Genomic DNA, 17,210 nt, shown 5'->3' on the forward strand with positions numbered 1-17,210 from the left:
TCTGGGTCGTCGCGCCGGACGGATTGGGCGCTGAAGGTCGCTGGGGTACCACGCCGTCGCCATCCGCGGTCCTGGAGGGACCGCCGGGCGTGGCCCCCGGAAGGATCGTGTCGGCTCCGGCGTCGAGCAGCTCGGCGGCGAGCGCCGCGCCGATCTCGACGGCGGTGGCCGGGGGACCGGTGCGCGACAGTCTGATCTCCCGGAGTCCGTCCGGGCTGATCACCGCCCCGCGCAGGTAGATCTCGTCGCCGTCATCCCCCTCGGCGACTTCCGCGTACGCCGCGACCGGTGCGCTGCAGCCGGCCTCCAGCGTCGCGAGCAACGACCGTTCCGCGGCGACCGCGGCCCGGGTCGGTGCATGGTCGAGCGTGCTGAGCAGCTCGACCAGGTCGGTGTCGTCGGCCCGGCATTCGACGGCCAGGGCGCCCTGGGCGGGCGCCGGCAGCATCAGCATCGGGTCGAGAGTCTCGGTGATCTCGGCGGTTCGGCCGAGCCGGGCCAGGCCGGCCCGGGCCAGCACGATCGCGTCGAGATCGGGCTGCGGGCCGCGCACCCGGCCGATCCGGGTGTCGACGTTGCCCCGGATCGGGGTGACCACGAGCTGACGGCCGAGGGCGTTCAGCTGGGCGATCCGGCGCAGTGCCCCGGTGCCGACGGTGGCCCCCGGCGCGAGCTCGGCGAGCATCCGGCCGTCCCGGCTGATCAACGCGTCCCGTGGATCCTCCCGGGGCGGCACCGCCGCGACCAGCAACTCCGCCTGGCCGGCGGTGGGCAGGTCCTTGTACGAGTGGACCGCGAAGTCGATCTCCTTGGCCAGCAGCGCGTCGCGTAGCGCGGAGACGAACACGCCGACGCCGAGCGCGGCGACCGGCGCGGTGGACCGGTCCCCGGCGGTGACGATCTCCACCAGTTCGACGTCGCGGCCGGTGGCGGCGCGCAGTGCGGCGGCGACCCGACCGGACTGGGCGGTGGCCAGGGCGCTGCCCCGGGTGCCCAGGCGCAACACACTCATCGGTCGGCCTCCAGGTCCGGCACGTCGCCGGCGGCGGAGGTGCCCGGCACCTCCAGGTCGAACAGTTGGCGCAGCAGCGCGGCGTACTGGTCACCACCGGGCTCGGCAGCGAGCTGACGCACCCGTACGGTCGGCGAGTGCAGCAGCCGCTGGACCACCCGGTGCACGGTGTGCGCGACCTCGGCACGCTGGTCGTCGGTGAGGTCCGGCCGACGCTGCGCGAGCCGCCGCAGCTCGGCGCCGACCACGTCGTCGGCGCGGCCGCGCAGCGCGGCCACGGTGGGTGCCACGTCCGCGCCGCGCATCCAGCTGAGGAACGACTCCACCTCGGTGTCGACGATCCGGGTGACGGCCGCCGTGTCCATCGCGGCGGGCGCGTCGGTGAGCGAACCGGCCAGGCCGTCGATGTCGATCACCGCGACACCGGGCAGCGCCGCGGCGGCGGGCTCCACGTCCCGGGGTACGGCGAGGTCGAGCAGGACCAGCGGGCCGGCCCGGTCGGCCGGGCGGGCGGCCAGCACCCCGGTGACGGCGTCGCGGGTGAGCACCGGCTCGGCCGAGGCGGTGGCGCTGATCACCAGGTCGACCTGGCTGAGCGCGGCCGGCAACTGGTCGTACGGCACCGCGGTGGCACCGTACGCACCGGCCAGCCGGACCGCCCGGTCGTCCCGACGGTTGACCACCCGGATCGACTCGACTCCCAGCCGGGCCAGGGTGGCGACCGCCAGGGCGCCCATCGCGCCCGCGCCGAGGACCAGCACCGGCCGGCCGGGCAGCCCACCGGGCAGCAGTTCGCCGCCGACCCGCAGGGCCGCGCTGACCACGCTCTGGCCGGCCCGGTCGATCCCGGTCTCGGCGTGTGCCCGCTTGCCGACCCGCAGCGCCTGCTGCATGAGCTCGTGCAGCAGCCGGCCGGTGGCGTCGGCCTCGTTGGCGACGTGGTAGGCGTCGCGCAACTGGCCGAGGATCTGCGCCTCGCCGACCACCATCGAGTCGAGCCCGGCCGCCACCCGGAAGGCGTGTTCGACGGCGGCCTGGCCGTAGTGCACGTACAGGTGGTCGGCCAGCTCGCCGGGGGCGCTACCGACCCGCGCGCCCAGCACGCCGCAGATGTCGGCGAGACCGCCGTGGAATCCGGTGACCGCCGCGTACACCTCGACCCGGTTGCAGGTGGAGAGCACCACAGCGGCGTCGACGTACGGTTGGGCGAGCAGCCGACGCAGCGTGTCGGGCACGTCGGTGGGGGCGACGGCCAGCTGCTCCAGGGTGGCGACCGGCGTGGTCCGGTAGGACGCGCCGACGACGAGAAGGTTCATGAGCCGACCGCTTCCGCCGGACCGGACCCGTCGAAGGTGGCCGCCGAGGCGTCGAAGGTGGCCGCAGCGGCAGGCCCGCCGCCCAGCCCACCCGGCAACGCGGTGAGCCCCGGCACGCCGTGGTCGTGGCCGGAGGCCGACTTGCGGTGCTCGTGGAAGGAGAGGATCTGCAGCTCGATCGCCAGGTCGACCTTGCGCACGTCGACTCCGGCGGGCACCACCAGTACGCATGGCGCGAAGTTGAGGATACTGGTGACCCCGGCGGCAACCAGCTGGTCGGCGACCTGTTGCGCGGCGGCGGCCGGGGTGGCGATCACCCCGATGGCGATCGACTCCTCGGCGGCGACCGCCGGCAGGTCGTCGATGTGCCGGACCACCAACCCGTTGATCTGTTCACCGACCCGGTCGGTGTCGGCGTCGAAGAGCGCGGCGATGCGGAACCCCCGACTGGCGAAGCCGGCGTAGCCGGCCAGCGCGTGGCCGAGGTTACCGACCCCGACGAGCGCGACGGCCCGCCGGTGGGTGAGCCCGAGCACGTACTCGATCTGCTCGATCAGCAGCGCGATGTCGTAGCCGACACCGCGGGTGCCGTATGAGCCGAGTTGGGACAGGTCCTTGCGGAGCTTGGCGGAGTTTACGCCGGCCGCGCTGGCCAGCCCTTCGCTGGAAACGGTCTCGTGACCGGCGTCGGCGAGGGTATGCAGGGCACGGAGATACTCCGGGAGTCGCGCGACCGTCGCCTCGGGGAGGTCCGGCAGCGCCGGAACGGCGTCGACCCGGCCGGACGCGCCTGGCTGGCGGTGCTGACTCATGTGTCTCCGTGCGATGCGATCATTGACCCGCCGGCCCGGCCGGTCAGTCCGGTGCCCCTGTGGCAACCGCCGTCACCTGTTGTGCTATCAGGGCTCGTCAGGATTACAGCGTAGGCGCTTGTGAACGCGTGCACAAATCGCGATCTTGATCGACGGTGATGGACTAGCCGCTGGATCCACGCTACCCGTCACACCGGTTTCATCCGGCGACAGCAGCATCATTATTACCAATTTCCGGCTTTTTGCCATGCGCCGCTCCGACAGGGGGGACAACCCCACCGCGATCGGCGGGGCGGCGGGAGTGACCGGCCCGCCACCTGGCACCTAGCGTCACTCCCATGACCGCAGTCGGCATTCCGCCCGCCCTCGCACGGCCCAGCCGGCAGACGACGTTGCGCCGGCTCGCCAGCGACTCCCTGTACGTACTCACCAGCCTGCCGCTCGCGCTGGCGAACTTCGTCGTCGGCGTCGTCGGTTTCGCACTCGGCGTCGGCCTGGTGGTCACCGTCGTCGGCCTGCCGGTGCTCAGCGGCACGCTGGCCACCGTCCGCGCGTTCGCCCAGCTCGAACGACACCGGATGGCCGGGGTCCTGGCCGCCGCCCGGGTGCAGCCGCGGTACGTGGCGCCGGGGCCGGACGCCGGCACCTGGCGACGGATCCTCGCCCCGCTCACCGACCCTCAGTCCTGGCTCGATCTGGCGTTCGGTGTGCTGCGCCTACCGGTGGCCCTGATCGCCGTGCCGGTCACCGTCACCTGGTGGACCGGGGCGCTGACCGGCTCGCTCTACTGGACGTACGACTGGTTGCTGCCCGCTGATCCGGACGGCGGTCTGGCGCCGTTGCTCGGCCTGGGCGACGCACCGGGCACCCGGATCGCCTTGTACACCGCGATCGGACTGTTCTTCCTGGTCACCCTGCCGATCGTGGTCCGCGGCTGTGCGTTGCTGCAGGCCGGCTTCGCCCGCGGCCTGCTCACCGGGGTGGCCCAGATGCGCGACCGGATCACCGACCTGGAGGAGCAGCGGCAGGCCGCAGTCAGCGCGGAGGCGACCGCGCTGCGCCGGCTGGAACGCGACATCCACGACGGGCCGCAGCAGCGACTCGTCCGGCTCGCCATGGACCTGGGACGGGCCCGCGAGCAGTTGGCGGCCGACCCGGACGCCGCCCGGCGCACCCTGGACGAGGCGCTGGACCAGACCCGCGAGACGTTGGCCGAGCTCCGCGCCCTGTCCCGTGGCATCGCCCCGCCGATCCTGGTCGACCGGGGGCTGCCCAGCGCGCTCGCCGCCCTGGCCGCACGCGGCGTGGTACCGGTCGACCTGTCGGTCGACACCCGGCTCGCCGCCGCCACGACGCGACCCGACCCGGCGGTGGAGACCAGCGCCTACTTCGTGGTGGCCGAGGCGCTGACCAACGTCGCCAAGCACAGCGGGGCGACCGCCTGCAGCGTCGGGGTGCACCGCCACGACGGCGGGTTGACCATCGTGGTCGCCGACGACGGGACCGGCGGCGCCCACCTCGCCAAGGGGCACGGACTGGCCGGACTCGCCGACCGGGTGCGGGCGCACGGCGGCACCCTCGCGGTGCACAGCCCGCCGGGCGGGCCCACCGAGATCCGCGCCGAGCTGCCCGGCTGAGCCCAGATGGTAGACATGGCACCCATGCGAGTGGTGATCGCCGACGACGCCGTACTGCTGCGGGAGGGCCTGGTCCGACTGCTGAGCGAGCACGGTCACCGGGTGGTGTCGGCCGTCGGCGACGGCCCGGCCCTGGTCGAGGCGGTCACCGAACACCGTCCGGACGTCTCGATCGTCGACGTACGCATGCCGCCGACGCACACCGACGAAGGGTTGCGGGCGGCGGTGCGGATCCGCGAACTGGTCCCGGGGGCGCCGGTGCTGGTGCTGTCCCAGTACGTCGAGGTGTCGTACGCCGACGATCTGCTCGCCGACCGGGCCGGCGCCGTCGGATACCTGCTCAAGGACCGGGTCGCCGCGATCGCCGAGTTCCTCGACGCCCTCGCCCGGGTGGCCGGCGGCGGTACGGTGCTCGACCCGGAGGTGGTCGGTCAACTGCTGGTCCGGCGCCGCCGCGACGACCCGCTGCGCCAGCTCACCCCGCGGGAACGGGAGGTGCTCGGGCTGATGGCCGAGGGGCGTTCGAACACCGCCATCGCCCGGCTGCTGGTGGTCACCGACGGTGCCGTCGAGAAGCACATCCACAACATCTTCAGCAAGCTCCAACTCGCGCCGGACACCGAACAGCACCGTCGGGTGCTCGCCGTACTGACCTACCTGCGAGGTTGACCGGGCCCTATCTGCGAGGTTGACCGGGCCGAGTTGGCTTTCCTGCCGCCGGTCAGTGGTCGGCGGCCAGCCGTACCGCCTCGGTGAGGGATTCCACGACCGGCACGCCGCGGGCCCGGAGCCGGTCCGGATCGGTGAAGCCGCCGGTGTACAGGATGCAACTTGCACCGACCGCCTCGGCGGCGTCCGCGTCGTCGATCGAGTCGCCGATCAGCACGGTCCGGGCCGGGTCGACCTCCAGCGCGGTCAGGTGCCGGTCGAGGTGGCCGGCCTTGCGGTCGCCGCCGACCGCCGTCCGCAGCCCGTCGATGCGCCGGAAGGTCCGGGTCAGGCCGTACGTGTCGACCAGCGGGACCAGTTCGTCGTGGAACCACATCGAAAGCAGCGACTGACTACCCGGCCAGCTGAGCAGCGCCCGTTCGGCGTCCTCGGCGAGTGCGCAGGTGGTCAGACCGGCCCGGTACGCGGCGTGGAAGATCTGGTCCAGCCGGCCGAACTCCTCAGCATCGACCGCCCGACCGAGAACGTCGGCGTAGTAGTCCGCGACCGGCCGACGGAAGGCCACCCGGTGTTGCTCGGGGGTGAGCACCGGGCCGTCGACGGTGGCGATCGCGTGATTGGTCGAGGTGACCACCAGCGCCAGGTCATTGAGCAGGGTGCCGTTCCAGTCCCAGACCAGATGGGTGTCAAGCGGGGCCACGGCGGCACGATACCGGCCACCGGCACCACCGGGCCAGCAGGTCAGCCCACCGACCGGCCGGCGGCCGGTCGGCCGGTCACCAGGTCAGCTGACCGACCGGCGCAGATCGTCGAGCAGCCGATGCTCCTCGACCCGCCAGTACCCGTGTTCCCGCCCGTCGAGCAGCACCACCGGGAGCCGTTCGCCATAGTCGCGCTCCAACTCGATGTCAGCGGTGACGTCCTGCTCCACCCATTCGTCGCCGGTCTGCCCCGTCACCCGGGCGATCGCCGCGCGGGCGTCGTCGCAAAGGTGACAGCCGGGGCGGGTGATCAAGGTGATTCTGGGCTGGCGGCGCGACACGCCGGGGAGCTTACCGCTTCCCGACAACCAATGCGTCGGGTAACCGACAGCGGACAGCCAGTGCGACATGGGCACGCCGCCCTGCGGAAATACTTCGTCGTTGTGTAACGGACTCCACACGCGTGGGTGACGTTGGCCCTATCATCGCCTTGGGTCGACTCACCCGTTTTGCCGTGAGTCGCCACCCCTCAGCCCGAGGAGGCCGCCGTGCCCGTTGTCGCACCGCACCAGCACCTCAGGAGGGTGCGCCGGTCCATGGCGCTCACCACCGATCTGCCGGACCGCACCGGCATCAGCGCCGGTACCAGCACCCAACTCACCGACCCAGGTGCCCGGGCCCAGCAACGAGCCGGGTCGCCGCAGGCACGAACGGAGGACGCCCAATGAGTGTCTACTCCCCGCAGATCGTTCTCCCGTCGGCCAGCCGCGAGGTAGTTGCCGCCCGGATCGCCCTCGCTGAAGGGTTAGCTCTGCTACGTACGTCGATGCACGAGATGCTCAGCATCACGATGCGCGGCGACGGCGGCACCCAAGGGACCAGGCCTCGCACCCAGCCCAACGAGGGGCCGAGCCGACGTCACGCCGGTACCAACACCAAGCCGATGGGCGGTGCGGTGGCCACCCCGGCCCGGCCGACCATGCCGACCCAGCCGGGCGGCAACGAGGCGGAGACCACCGTGCTGCCGGTGATCCCCGATCAGGGCAGCCGATCCGGCGCACCGCCGGGCGGCTATCCGGACCGGCCGGACCCGTCCGATCCCGCCCGCGAGGTCTGGGCGCTGGTGGAACGGGCCCAGGCTGGCGAGACCGAGGCGTTCGGTCTGATCTACGACCGGTACGTGGACACCGTCTTCCGGTTCGTCTATTTCCGAGTGGGCAACCGGCAACTCGCCGAGGACCTCACCTCGGACACCTTCCTGCGCGCCCTGAAGCGGATCGGCAGCTTCACCTGGCAGGGCCGTGACCTCGGGGCCTGGCTGGTGACCATCGCTCGCAACCTGGTCGCGGACCACTTCAAGTCGGGACGTTACCGACTGGAGGTAACTACGGGTGACGTAATGGATGCGGAGCGCGAGGATCGCGGCCCGGAAGGGAGCCCCGAGGCAGCGGTCGTCGACCACATCACCAACGTCGCCCTACTGACCGCCGTCAAGCAGCTCAACCCGGAGCAGCAGGAGTGCATCGTTCTCCGCTTCCTGCAAGGCTTCTCGGTCGCCGAGACCGCTCGGGCGATGGGCAAGAACGAGGGCGCGATCAAGGCCCTGCAGTACCGGGCAGTACGGGCGTTGGCCCGACTCCTGCCCGATGGTTTCCAACCGTGATCGCCCCCATACAGACAGCGATCACGGTCACGCGTAGTGATGAAGTTCGCCACCGGCCCGTAACCCAACTGACCACTCAGGCGTTTCTTGGGGTGCGACCGATGGTGCCAGCACCTCGCCAGCCATCAGGCAGCGTGCCAGGACCCGCAACGGGTCACCTCCCCAGCGACCCTGGCCGTGGTCGCACCGGATAGTGGCGACACCCGCCGCTGAAGCCGTGACCTGCGAAGGGAGGTGTCCGCGATGAGCAAGCTCAATCTCTTCCGCCGACGCGCCGAACGATTCGCACAACTTCTCGACCGCGCCGAGGCCGGTGGGCGGCACCATGTCCGCGATCCGCTGGACGACGAGCTGGCCGGGCTCACGACACTCGGGCGCCGGATGTCCGAGATGCCGAGGTCGCCGGAGAGCGGCGTGGACCCGGACTACCGGGCGCACCTGCGCGCCGTGCTGATCGCCACCGCCGAACGCGAAGGCATCGGCGCCGGCGCACCGACGGCTCCGTACCGCCGCCTTCCGGCACGGCCCCGGTCCCGCTGGTTCGCCACCCGGGCGACGGGCGCCCGCGCGGCGACGACCGCCGGCCGGGCCCGGACCCGCGCGGTCATCATCGCCACCGTCGCGTTCGGGGCGATCACCGTCTCCGGCATGTCCGCCGCCACCGAGCAGGCGGTGCCGGGCGACACCCTGTACGGGATGAAACGGTCCACCGAGCGCGCCCAGCTCGCCCTGGCCCAGTCTGACTCCTCCCGCGGACAGCTGTTCCTCAGCTTCGCCGAGGTACGAATGGGCGAGGCGCTCATCGTCTACGACGAGCCCGCCGAGTTCAGCGCGGTGCTGGACGACATGGACGGCCAGACCCGGGAAGGTGTCCGGCTGCTCACCTCCGCCGCCACCATCGGCGGTGACGGGACCCCGCTCGACGTGATCGACTCTTTCGTGGCCACGCAGCGTCCCACGTTGCGGCAACTCGCCGACGGGTCGGCGGCGAACCGGGACCGGGTCGGCAAATCACTCACCCTCCTCGACCGGGTCCGTGCCCGGACCACGGCGTTGCGCGACGAGCTGACCTGCTCGGCCTCGGCGACCAGCGACAGCGACGAACTCGGCCCGCTGCCGGCCCGCTGTGTATCGGCCGAGCCGGCCGGTAGCATTCGTGTCCCGGGCGGCCTGGTCGGGTCGCCTGCCGGGTCGTCGGTCGACGAGAGACGCGCCGACGTGGCCCCCGCCCCCGCCGCAGGTGCCGAATCGCCGGTCGACCCGGAGCCCGACGTCCGGCCGTCGACCAGTCCGCAGCAGTCGAGCCTCGCCGAGCCGCAGCTCGGCGAGGCCACCGAGCCGGATCTGCCGGGCCCGCGCCCGGCGGTCAAGGACAACCCGGCCGCTGACCGGTGACCTGACCGGGCCGGTGGCGCCGCCCGACGGGAGAGTGATGCCGGCGTGCCCCGCACCCGCAAGGTGACCATCAGTACGGACGCTGCCGGTCACACCACGGGTTGGGCGACCACCGGGCTGGCAGCCACGACACCGGTGGCCCCTGACCACCAGGCAGCGGCGTTCTTCGACGTCGACAACACCATGCTGCGTGGTGCGTCGATCTACTGGCTGGCGCGTGGCCTGGCCGCCCGCAACTACTTCACCACCGCCGACCTCGCCCAGTTCGCCTGGCGGCAGGCGCGGTTCCGGCTGCTCGCCGCGGAACACGCCGGGGACATGTCGCATGCCCGGGAGGCGGCCCTGGCGTTCGTCGCCGGCTGGCGGGTCAGCGACGTGGAACGCCTCACCGAGGAGATCTTCGACGAGTTGATGGCGTCGCGGATCTGGCCCGGCAGCCGGGCCCTGGCGCAGCTGCACCTCGACGCCGGACAACGGGTGTGGCTGGTCAGCGCGACTCCGGTCGAGGTCGGCCGGGTGATCGCCCAGCGTCTCGGGTTGACCGGTGCGCTCGGTACGGTCGCCGAGGTCGTCAACGGTGCGTACACCGGTCGGCTGGCCGGCGAACTGATGCACGGCCCGGCGAAGGCCGAGGCGGTCCTGCAGCTCGCCGCAGTCGAAGGGCTCGACCTCGCCCGCTGCAGCGCGTACAGCGACTCCGCCAACGACCTGCCGATGCTCACCGCCGTCGGACACCCGGTCGCGGTCAACCCGGACACCGCACTGCGCCGCCAGGCACGGGACCTGGGCTGGCAGGTCCGGGACTTCCGGACCGGTCGCAGGGCGGCGCGGATCGCGGTACCGTCGACGGTCGCCGCCGGTTTCCTGGTCGGCGCGGTGACGGCCGGCCTGGCCATCCGTCGCCGCCGGGCAACCGGCTGACCAGGACAGCGGCAACCGGCCCACCCGGGCCGGACCTAGCGCCCACCCGGGGGCGGCGATCGGCCCACCCGGGCTGGCGACGCCGGCATCGGATCAGGAAGGCATCGGTGTGACGGTCACCGCACGCCCGGTCGAGTCGACCGGGGCGCCCAGCCACCCGCCAGGCCGGCACCGCCGCCACCGTCCGTGGCATCTGGCCGGACTGGCCGGCGCGCTGGCAGCTGCGGTCCTGCTGGTCGTGTTGCCACAGGCCGGCCCGACGACCAGCGCGGACGAGCCGGGCCGCCTGCGTACCGTCGCCGAGGTCTGGCCGGCGGCCGAGATCACCGAGGTACCCGCCAACCTCGCCGACGGGCCGGCGTACAGCCCGGTGCTGTTCCTCGACGGCGGCACCTCGGTCGGCACCGCGCCGAGCCCGGACGGCACCGCGCTGCGGCTGGTCGTGCGGGCCGCCGACGGATCGGTACGGGAACTGCGCCGGCTCCCGCTCGGCGCTACCCCGCAGTTCGGTGGGTTCACCACCAACGGGGACACGCTCGCCTGGTCCGAGTCGGTCGCGGACGAGGACGGCCGGGGGCGGACCGAGATGTGGGCCGCCAGCCTGGCCGACGACGGCGAGCCACGCCGGCTCAGCACCGACACCGGCGACGTGGTCTTCTTCAACTCCCAGTACGACATGGTGATCAACGAAGGCAGTCTGTACTGGGTCGCCGTCGCACCCGGCACCGAGCCGGCGACCGAGTTGCGGTCGGTCCCGCTGGCCGGCGGCGAAGTGACCGTTCGCACCGATCCGGGTGCCTGGGCGTTGTCCAGATGGCCGACGATGGTCAGCGCCGGCAGCGGCGAGACCGGCCCGATCCGGGTCCGTGATGTGGTCGAACGCCGGATCACCGACGTTCCCGCCGGCCCGACCGAGCTGGTCACCTGCGGACCCACCTGGTGCCGGGTGCTGGTGCTGGCGGCGGACGGTCCGGGCCGCATCGACCTGATGCGCCCGGACGGTACGGACCGTCGGCGCATCGGCGACGGCACGGTGACCGCCAGCACCATCGACGTCGCCGTGCTGGACCGGTTCGAGGTGCTGTCGCTGTCGTCGGCACCCACCTCACTGACCAACTCGCAGCAGTTGATCATCTACGACCTGCAGCGCGACGAGGCAGTCGTGGTGAGCGACGACGTGGGCATGGTGCTCTGCCGGGGTGGTGTGCTGTGGTGGTCGGTCGGCGACGACAGCGCCGCCTCCTGGCAGGTGCTGGATCTGCGAAGCTTGACGGACTGACCGGCTCACCGGCCGAACGGGTCCGGCCGGCGGTCCAACAGCCGGTGCAGGGCCTGCTGGATCGTCTCCCGCACCTGGTCGGCCAGGTTGAACACGACCAGCGGGTCATCGGCGTGGTCGGCGAACCGGGTGGTCGGGATCGGCGGGCAGAACTCGATCAGCCACTTGCTCGGCAACGGCACCAGGCCGAGCGGCCCCAGCCACGGGAACGTCGGCGTCACCGGGAAGTACGGCAGGCCGAGAATCCGGGCGAGCGGGGCGATGTTCGCCAGCATCGGATAGGTCTCCTCGGCGCCGACGATCGCCACCGGAACGATCGGCGATCCGGTACGGATAGCCGCCGAGACGAACCCACCCCGACCGAACCGTTGCAGTTTGTAACGCTGCGAGTACGGCTTACCGACTCCCTTGAAACCCTCCGGGAAGACCCCGACCAGTTCCCCGCCACCGAGCAACCGCTCGGCGTCCGGGTTGCAGGCCACGGTGCCGCCGAACTTGCGGGTCAGTTCGGACAGGAACGGCAACCGGAAGACCAGGTCGGCGCTGAGCAGCCGCAGGTGCCGGTGCCGCGGATGCTCGTCGTGCAGGATCGCGGTGAGCACGGCCGCGTCCAGCGCGACCGTGCCGGAGTGGTTGCCGACCACGAGCCCGGCACCGTCCACCGGCAGGTGTTCGACCCCGGACACCTCGGTGCGGAACCACTCGCGGTAGAGCGCCCGCAGCACCGGCAGGAACACGCCTTCGGTGAGATCGGGATCGAAGCCGAACTCGTCCACCTCGTACTCGCCGGCCAACCGGCGGCGCAGAAACGCCAGGCCGGCGGCCACCCGCTGATCCCAGACGTCGCCGGGTCGGTCCGGCACGGTCATGCCAGTTCCCGCTGATCGCCGGCGTGGGCGGCGCGGACCCGGCGGATGCCGTCCAGGATCGCCTGCTCGGCGGCGGCCAGCCGGTCGCCGGCGAGCAGCGCCCCGTCCGGGTGGGCGCGCAGGAAATCGTCGAAGGCGGCCTGCGTCGACCGCGGTTCGAAACCGAACTCGCGGATCAACCGGGAGGTGTCGACCACCCGGCCGTGGACGAACAGGTCGATCTGGTCGAACCCGTAGCGCCCGACACCGAAGGCCCGGGTGACGCCGGCGGCACCGGACAGTCCCGGCTCCAGCACCGGTACGGCGACCCGGCCGGCCCGCCGGATCGCCTGGGAGAGGGTGAGCACGCCCGGTCCGGCGACGTTGAACGTGCCGGGCCGGTCCTCCACCACCGCCCGGTGCAGCACCTCGAGTGCGTCGTCGACGTGCACGAACTGCAGCCGGGGGTCCCGGCCGAAGACGGTCGGCACCAGCGGCTGGGCGAAGTAGCGGGTCAGACTGGTCTCGGCGGTCGAGCCGATGAACGGGGCGAAGCGCAGCACCGTGGCGGTGACGTCGGGCCGGCGGCGGCGGAAGCCTCGCACGTACGCCTCGATATCCAGAATGTCGCGGGCGAACCCGCCGCGCGGCACCTCGCGGGGCTCAGTCTCCTCCGTGAAGACCGCCGGATCGCGGAACGAGGCACCGTAGGCCGCCGTCGACGACCGCACCACCAGCTTGCGCAGACCGGAGGCCCGCTGGCAGGCGGCGAGCAGCTGCATGGTGCCGATGACGTTCTGTTCCTTCATCGCGACGCGGCCGCCGTACTGCTGGTCCGGTCCACTGACGACGGCCAGGTGCACGACGGCTGACGCATCGAGGTCCGCGATGATGCCGCTGGCCGCGCCAGCGTCGGCGCGGACCTGGTCGACGTCGCGCAACAGGTCCGCGAAATCCGGCGCCGGTGTGGCAGTGTCCAGCCCGACGACCCGGCCGACCCGGGGGTCGGCGGCGAGTCGACCGGCGACCCGGGCGCCGATGAATCGGCTCGTCCCGGTTACCACCACGGTCGGGGACCTCACCATACGGCCCTCCAAGTGCTGGCGGGTGACCGGAGCGTCGCTAAGCCGGGCCTGGGCCCGGCCACGGTCACTTGCCGAGACGTCGACGCTGGACGCGGGTCTTGCGCAGCAGCTTGCGGTGCTTCTTCTTGGCCATACGCTTGCGGCGCTTCTTGACCACCGAGCCCATACGAAAGCCTTTCCAACGAACGTTCGGGTCGGCCCGTGCGCAGCGTGCGGTGTGGCTGACGCGTGGGCCGAACTGGACAACCGGCCGGGCCGGCGGGCGGACTCACCCGCGCATGCGACGGCACGGCCGGCGTCAAGCCTAGCCCGCGCGTGTCATCAGCACCAACGCGGCCCCGGCGCCAGCCGGGGGACGCGTCGGTGCCGGGCGTCTCCGGATACCCGCTAGGCGGTTTCCCGGAAAGCCCCTCGCAGGTACTCGTGCACCGCGTGTTCCGGCACCCGGAACGACCGGCCGACCCGTACCGCGGAGAGTTCACCGGAGTGCACGAGTCGATAGACGGTCATCTTGGACACCCGCATCACCCTCGCCACCTCGGCGACGGTCAGGAACTTGACCTCCGACAGCCTGTCCTCGGACTGTGGTGATCCTGCCATGGTTCACCAATCCATCCCATTTCCCCGGCGCGTGCCGCCCAGCGGGACCCTTCCGCGCCGCGACGGACAACGCACGTGTTACCAGTACGGTAACGGGGTCACTGTGACCGGCGCGATCCGTTCCGTCATTTGATGCCTGCGGCAGGGCGGCCAACACCCGTACGGGCTACCGGCACGACGCGACGGGTGACGGCTCAGCCGACCGCCCGCCGGACGTAGTCGACGCACGCCTCCTGCAGGCCCTCCCAGGACTCACCGAACTGGGTCCGGGCGGCCTCGTCGAGACCCACGCCGTCGTGCACCACGGCGCGGAAGAACGCCAACGTCCGCTCCTCGCCGAACCGGTCGACCAGGTGCCGGACCGCCAGGTAGCCCACCCCGTACCCGGCACCGACTTGCCAGTCCTCGGCGTCCGCAGTCGGCTCGACGCTGCTCAGCGGCCCCTGCCAGTCCTGTTCCAGGACCAGCCGGCGGACGTCGTCCAGCCCTTCGTAGCGGACCACCGGCCGGCCGCCGGCTGCGGCGTGCTCCGCCAGTCCTTCGATCAACCACCAGGCGGCCCGCTCCCGGTTCCCGCCGTCCGGCAGAGACGCGGCGTGGGTCAACTCGTGACGCAGCAGGTCCGGCCGGAGCACGTCGCGTAGGTTCGTGCCGTTGAGCACGATCTCGTAGTGTCCGCCGCCGACCGCCACCGCGTACCCGGCGGTCCAGTCCGGACGGTCCCCGCCGTACCAGCTGCCCCATTCGTCGGAGCCGGCGTAGAAGACCCGGTACCGGTCCGGGGCGGTGCCGGAGACCGCGTACCGGTCCGCGACCGCCGCTGCCTCCTCGGCGTCACGCAGCAGGTCGGGCAGCAGATCCCGGTGCTGTGGGGTGGTTGCCACCAGGGTCCGGTTGCCGGTCGCGACGACCAGTTCACTGACCTCCCAGGGCCGGGGCCCGTCCTGCAGGGTCAGCGACGGCTCGACCGCGACGAGGCGCAGCCGTCCACCCTTGGTGCTCCAGCGCTGACCGACCACCACCTCGCTGGTCTCGCAGGACGGCACCACGAAGCAGTGCTGGTAGCTGACCAGCAGCCGCCACTCGGTGCCGAGCGCCGCCGGGCCGGTCGGCGCCGGGGTGGCCGGTGCCGGTGACGGGCCCGCAGTGACCGTTGTCGTCGGCGCGGCAGTGGGCGTGGCGGTCGTGGCGGTCGTCGTCGTCGCGAGTGTGGGGGTGGCCGACCCGGTGGCCGCTGGCGTGGGCGTGGCGGCGGTCGGGGCGAATTCGACCGGCAGCGTACTGACCGACGGGCGCCACGCCGTCACCTGCATCGCGCGCAGGGTCTGGAACTGGCGGGCCAGATCGTCGTGGGCGGCCGAGCCGGGTTCGGCGACCGCGAGGAACCCCCGTTCGTCGCCGGCGATCAGCGCGGCGGCCTGCTGGTCGAGCAGGGCGTTGATCTGAGTACGCAGCCAGGCCTGGGTGGCGGCCGGCGGATCGCCCGGCGCAGGGCTGGCCGGCGGCCCGGTCTGCGGGGTGACCGTCGGTTCGATCACCGGTGGTTCCGGGCTGGGCAACCGGTCGATCAGCGCCACCGCACCGACCACCGGCACGGCGCAGAACAACACCGTCGCGACGATGCCGAGCACCGGCCAGAGCGACCAGCGCCGCTCCGGCGGCGGGGTCACCGGGACTGGCGTGGGATCCGGCTGGTCCGGCTGGTCCGGCTGGTCCGGCTGGTCCGTCGGCGACGAGTCCGGTTCGTCCGATCCATCGGACTCCGGCCGCTGCGTCAATCCGTCCGGCTCTCGCTGATCGGGCTCCGGCCGCTGCGCCGAACTGTCCGGCTCTCGCTGATCCGCCGATCCGTCCGGGTCCGGCTGGTCGGTCGGTACGGAGTCCTGCCGGTCGGTCACCCGCCGAATGATACGGGGACGGGAACCATCCCGGTCCAGCCCGGGTTGAGCGGCGACACAGGGTGCCGACGTCAGTCGCGGGAGCGCAGCGCCCGGCCGAGAAACGCCACGTTGGCCGGGCGTTCGGCCAGCCTGCGCATCAGGTAGCCGTACCAGTCGGTGCCGTAGGGCAGGTAGACCCGCATGGTGTAGCCCTCCCCCGCGAGCCGGGCCTGTTCGGCCGGTCGAACCCCGTACAGCATCTGGAACTCGAACTCCTCCGGCGCCCGGTCGAACCAGCGGGCCCGGTCCTCGGCGATCGCGATCAGGCGCGGGTCGTGGGTGGCCAGCATCGGGTAGCCGGCACCGGAGAACAGGATGTTGAGGCACCGTACGAAGGACTTGTCGACGTCGATCGCCGACTGGTAGGCGACCGACTCCGGCTCCGCGTACGCACCCTTGCACAGCCGCACCCGGGAACCGGCGGTGGCCAACTCCCGGCAGTCCGCCTCGGTACGCCGCAGGTACGCCTGCAGCACCGCACCGGTGGATGGATGGTCGGCACGCAGCCTCTGCAGGATGTCCAGCGTCGAGTCGGTGGTGGTGTGGTCCTCCATGTCGAGGGTGACGGTGCCACCGGCGGCGGCCGCCGCCGCGCAGATCGCGCGGGCGTGCTCGGTCGCCGCCGGCTCGTCGAACCGCTGTCCGAGCGCGGAGAGTTTCACGCTGACGTCGGCACCAGCAGCGAGACCGGCCCGGTCCAGCGCGTCGAGCAGGGCCAGGTACTCCGCCCGCACCGCGCTGGCCTGCTCAGCGGTGGTGGTGTCCTCGCCGAGGTGGTCGATGCTGATAACCAGGCCGGCACCAGTCAGCTCGGCCGCGGCGGTCAACGCCGCGTCGATCGTGGTGCCGCCGACAAATCGGCGTACCACGTCACGGCTGAACGGGGCGGCGGCGACCAGCCGTTCGATCGTGGTCGACCGGGACGCGGCGAGGATGACCGAGCGAAGCATAGGGCGAGGGTATCGCCCTTGACGACGACCGGCCCGGTCAGTGGCCGAGGTCCGGCGACGCAGGGCGTGCATCGGTGAGCTACAACAGTGCTGTGGACAAGATCTCCCCGCGCCGGCTCCGGTCGACCAGCGTCCAACTCGGCGCGCTGACCGCGCTGGCGCTCTCCCTCTCCGGCTGCAACCTGGTCCCGGACGACGACTGCGACGACGACCGGTCGATGGGTTCCGGCTCCGGCGACGGCACGACGGTGCTGGCGATGGCCGCGGGCGGTGCCGGGGTGGTCGTCGCCCGTACCGCGCCGGAAGCTGCGGCCGGGACCGCCGCGGCTGTCCCCGACCGAGGCGGGTTCGGCACCCACCTCGCCTCCTGCGGCGGCTGAGC

Annotated in this window: 18 protein-coding genes and 1 pseudogene; 8 read left to right on the forward strand and 11 right to left on the reverse strand. The window is 72.2% G+C overall.

The genetic code is table 11. The annotated features are described in order from the left end of the window. Nucleotides 1-100: 100 nt before the first annotated feature. From hemC to O7543_RS16155, 3 genes and pseudogenes are all read right to left on the reverse strand, one after another. Nucleotides 101-1,012: pseudogene (gene hemC, locus O7543_RS16145) on the reverse strand (hydroxymethylbilane synthase); the annotation flags it as partial. Further along, the gene (locus O7543_RS16150) at nt 1,009-2,328 is read right to left on the reverse strand and encodes a glutamyl-tRNA reductase (protein WP_281553066.1); all 1,320 of its coding nucleotides are present in this window, start codon (nt 2,326-2,328) and stop codon (nt 1,009-1,011) included. The gene O7543_RS16150 and the pseudogene hemC, both read right to left, overlap by 4 nt. Further along, nucleotides 2,325-3,140, reverse strand: coding sequence for a redox-sensing transcriptional repressor Rex (locus O7543_RS16155; protein WP_281553065.1), 816 nt, complete (start codon nt 3,138-3,140; stop codon nt 2,325-2,327). Before O7543_RS16155 ends, O7543_RS16150 begins: the two co-directional genes overlap by 4 nt. Before the next feature lie 338 nt (nt 3,141-3,478). On the opposite strand from O7543_RS16155, the gene O7543_RS16160 reads away from it, so the two are divergent. Both O7543_RS16160 and O7543_RS16165 read left to right on the forward strand, forming a co-directional pair. Then, a complete protein-coding gene (locus O7543_RS16160) occupies nt 3,479-4,777 on the forward strand; it encodes a sensor histidine kinase (protein ID WP_281553064.1) in 1,299 nt (432 codons plus the stop codon). A gap of 24 nt (nt 4,778-4,801) precedes the next feature. Continuing rightward, on the forward strand, nt 4,802-5,446 hold the full coding sequence (locus O7543_RS16165; RefSeq protein WP_281555405.1) for a response regulator transcription factor: 645 nt from the start codon (nt 4,802-4,804) through the stop codon (nt 5,444-5,446). A gap of 52 nt (nt 5,447-5,498) precedes the next feature. Here O7543_RS16165 and O7543_RS16170 read toward each other — a convergent pair whose 3' ends face one another. Continuing rightward, complete coding sequence (locus tag O7543_RS16170; protein ID WP_281553063.1) at nt 5,499-6,146, reverse strand: HAD hydrolase-like protein; 648 nt, start codon at nt 6,144-6,146, stop codon at nt 5,499-5,501. A gap of 84 nt (nt 6,147-6,230) precedes the next feature. After that, entirely contained in the window at nt 6,231-6,488 is a 258-nt protein-coding gene (locus O7543_RS16175) for a glutaredoxin family protein (protein ID WP_281553062.1), read from the reverse strand. A 255-nt stretch (nt 6,489-6,743) separates the two neighbouring features. Between O7543_RS16175 and O7543_RS16180 the strand changes: the two genes are divergently transcribed. The 5 genes from O7543_RS16180 to O7543_RS16200 all read left to right on the forward strand — a co-directional run bounded on the left by O7543_RS16180 (nt 6,744) and on the right by O7543_RS16200 (nt 11,405). Further along, complete coding sequence (locus O7543_RS16180) at nt 6,744-6,875, forward strand: hypothetical protein (protein ID WP_281567135.1); 132 nt, start codon at nt 6,744-6,746, stop codon at nt 6,873-6,875. A 98-nt stretch (nt 6,876-6,973) separates the two neighbouring features. After that, nucleotides 6,974-7,810 (forward strand): ECF subfamily RNA polymerase sigma factor, BldN family, encoded by an 837-nt coding sequence (locus tag O7543_RS16185; RefSeq protein ID WP_281555404.1) that lies wholly within the window; start codon nt 6,974-6,976, stop codon nt 7,808-7,810. A gap of 243 nt (nt 7,811-8,053) precedes the next feature. Then, nucleotides 8,054-9,205, forward strand: a complete 1,152-nt coding sequence (locus tag O7543_RS16190) for a DUF5667 domain-containing protein (RefSeq protein ID WP_281553060.1) — start codon at nt 8,054-8,056, stop codon at nt 9,203-9,205. Between the two features lie 45 nt (nt 9,206-9,250). Beyond that, nucleotides 9,251-10,126, forward strand: coding sequence for an HAD-IB family hydrolase (locus tag O7543_RS16195; RefSeq protein WP_281553059.1), 876 nt, complete (start codon nt 9,251-9,253; stop codon nt 10,124-10,126). 109 nt (nt 10,127-10,235) lie between these two features. Further along, a complete protein-coding gene (locus O7543_RS16200) occupies nt 10,236-11,405 on the forward strand; it encodes a hypothetical protein (RefSeq protein WP_281553058.1) in 1,170 nt (389 codons plus the stop codon). A 5-nt stretch (nt 11,406-11,410) separates the two neighbouring features. Here the strand turns inward: O7543_RS16200 and O7543_RS16205 are convergent, their stop codons facing one another. From O7543_RS16205 to O7543_RS16230, 6 genes are all read right to left on the reverse strand, one after another. Next, the gene (locus tag O7543_RS16205) at nt 11,411-12,274 is read right to left on the reverse strand and encodes a lysophospholipid acyltransferase family protein (protein ID WP_281553057.1); all 864 of its coding nucleotides are present in this window, start codon (nt 12,272-12,274) and stop codon (nt 11,411-11,413) included. Then, nucleotides 12,271-13,338, reverse strand: coding sequence for an NAD-dependent epimerase/dehydratase family protein (locus tag O7543_RS16210; RefSeq protein ID WP_281553056.1), 1,068 nt, complete (start codon nt 13,336-13,338; stop codon nt 12,271-12,273). Before O7543_RS16210 ends, O7543_RS16205 begins: the two co-directional genes overlap by 4 nt. A gap of 64 nt (nt 13,339-13,402) precedes the next feature. Beyond that, the gene (locus O7543_RS16215; protein WP_007465623.1) at nt 13,403-13,504 is read right to left on the reverse strand and encodes an AURKAIP1/COX24 domain-containing protein; all 102 of its coding nucleotides are present in this window, start codon (nt 13,502-13,504) and stop codon (nt 13,403-13,405) included. Between the two features lie 221 nt (nt 13,505-13,725). Continuing rightward, nucleotides 13,726-13,938, reverse strand: a complete 213-nt coding sequence (locus tag O7543_RS16220; protein ID WP_123605749.1) for a helix-turn-helix domain-containing protein — start codon at nt 13,936-13,938, stop codon at nt 13,726-13,728. A 194-nt stretch (nt 13,939-14,132) separates the two neighbouring features. Then, on the reverse strand, nt 14,133-15,836 hold the full coding sequence (locus tag O7543_RS16225) for a hypothetical protein (protein ID WP_281553055.1): 1,704 nt from the start codon (nt 15,834-15,836) through the stop codon (nt 14,133-14,135). 71 nt (nt 15,837-15,907) lie between these two features. Beyond that, nucleotides 15,908-16,828, reverse strand: a complete 921-nt coding sequence (locus O7543_RS16230) for a proline dehydrogenase family protein (protein WP_281553054.1) — start codon at nt 16,826-16,828, stop codon at nt 15,908-15,910. Between the two features lie 74 nt (nt 16,829-16,902). On the opposite strand from O7543_RS16230, the gene O7543_RS16235 reads away from it, so the two are divergent. After that, nucleotides 16,903-17,208 carry a hypothetical protein gene (locus O7543_RS16235; RefSeq protein WP_281553053.1) on the forward strand — a complete coding sequence of 102 codons (306 nt, stop codon included), beginning with the start codon at nt 16,903-16,905 and terminating at the stop codon, nt 17,206-17,208. The last annotated feature ends 2 nt before the right edge of the window (nt 17,209-17,210 follow it).

Source organism: Solwaraspora sp. WMMA2080 (genome assembly GCF_027497395.1).
In the GTDB taxonomy this organism is placed as follows: Bacteria; Actinomycetota; Actinomycetes; order Mycobacteriales; family Micromonosporaceae; genus Micromonospora_E.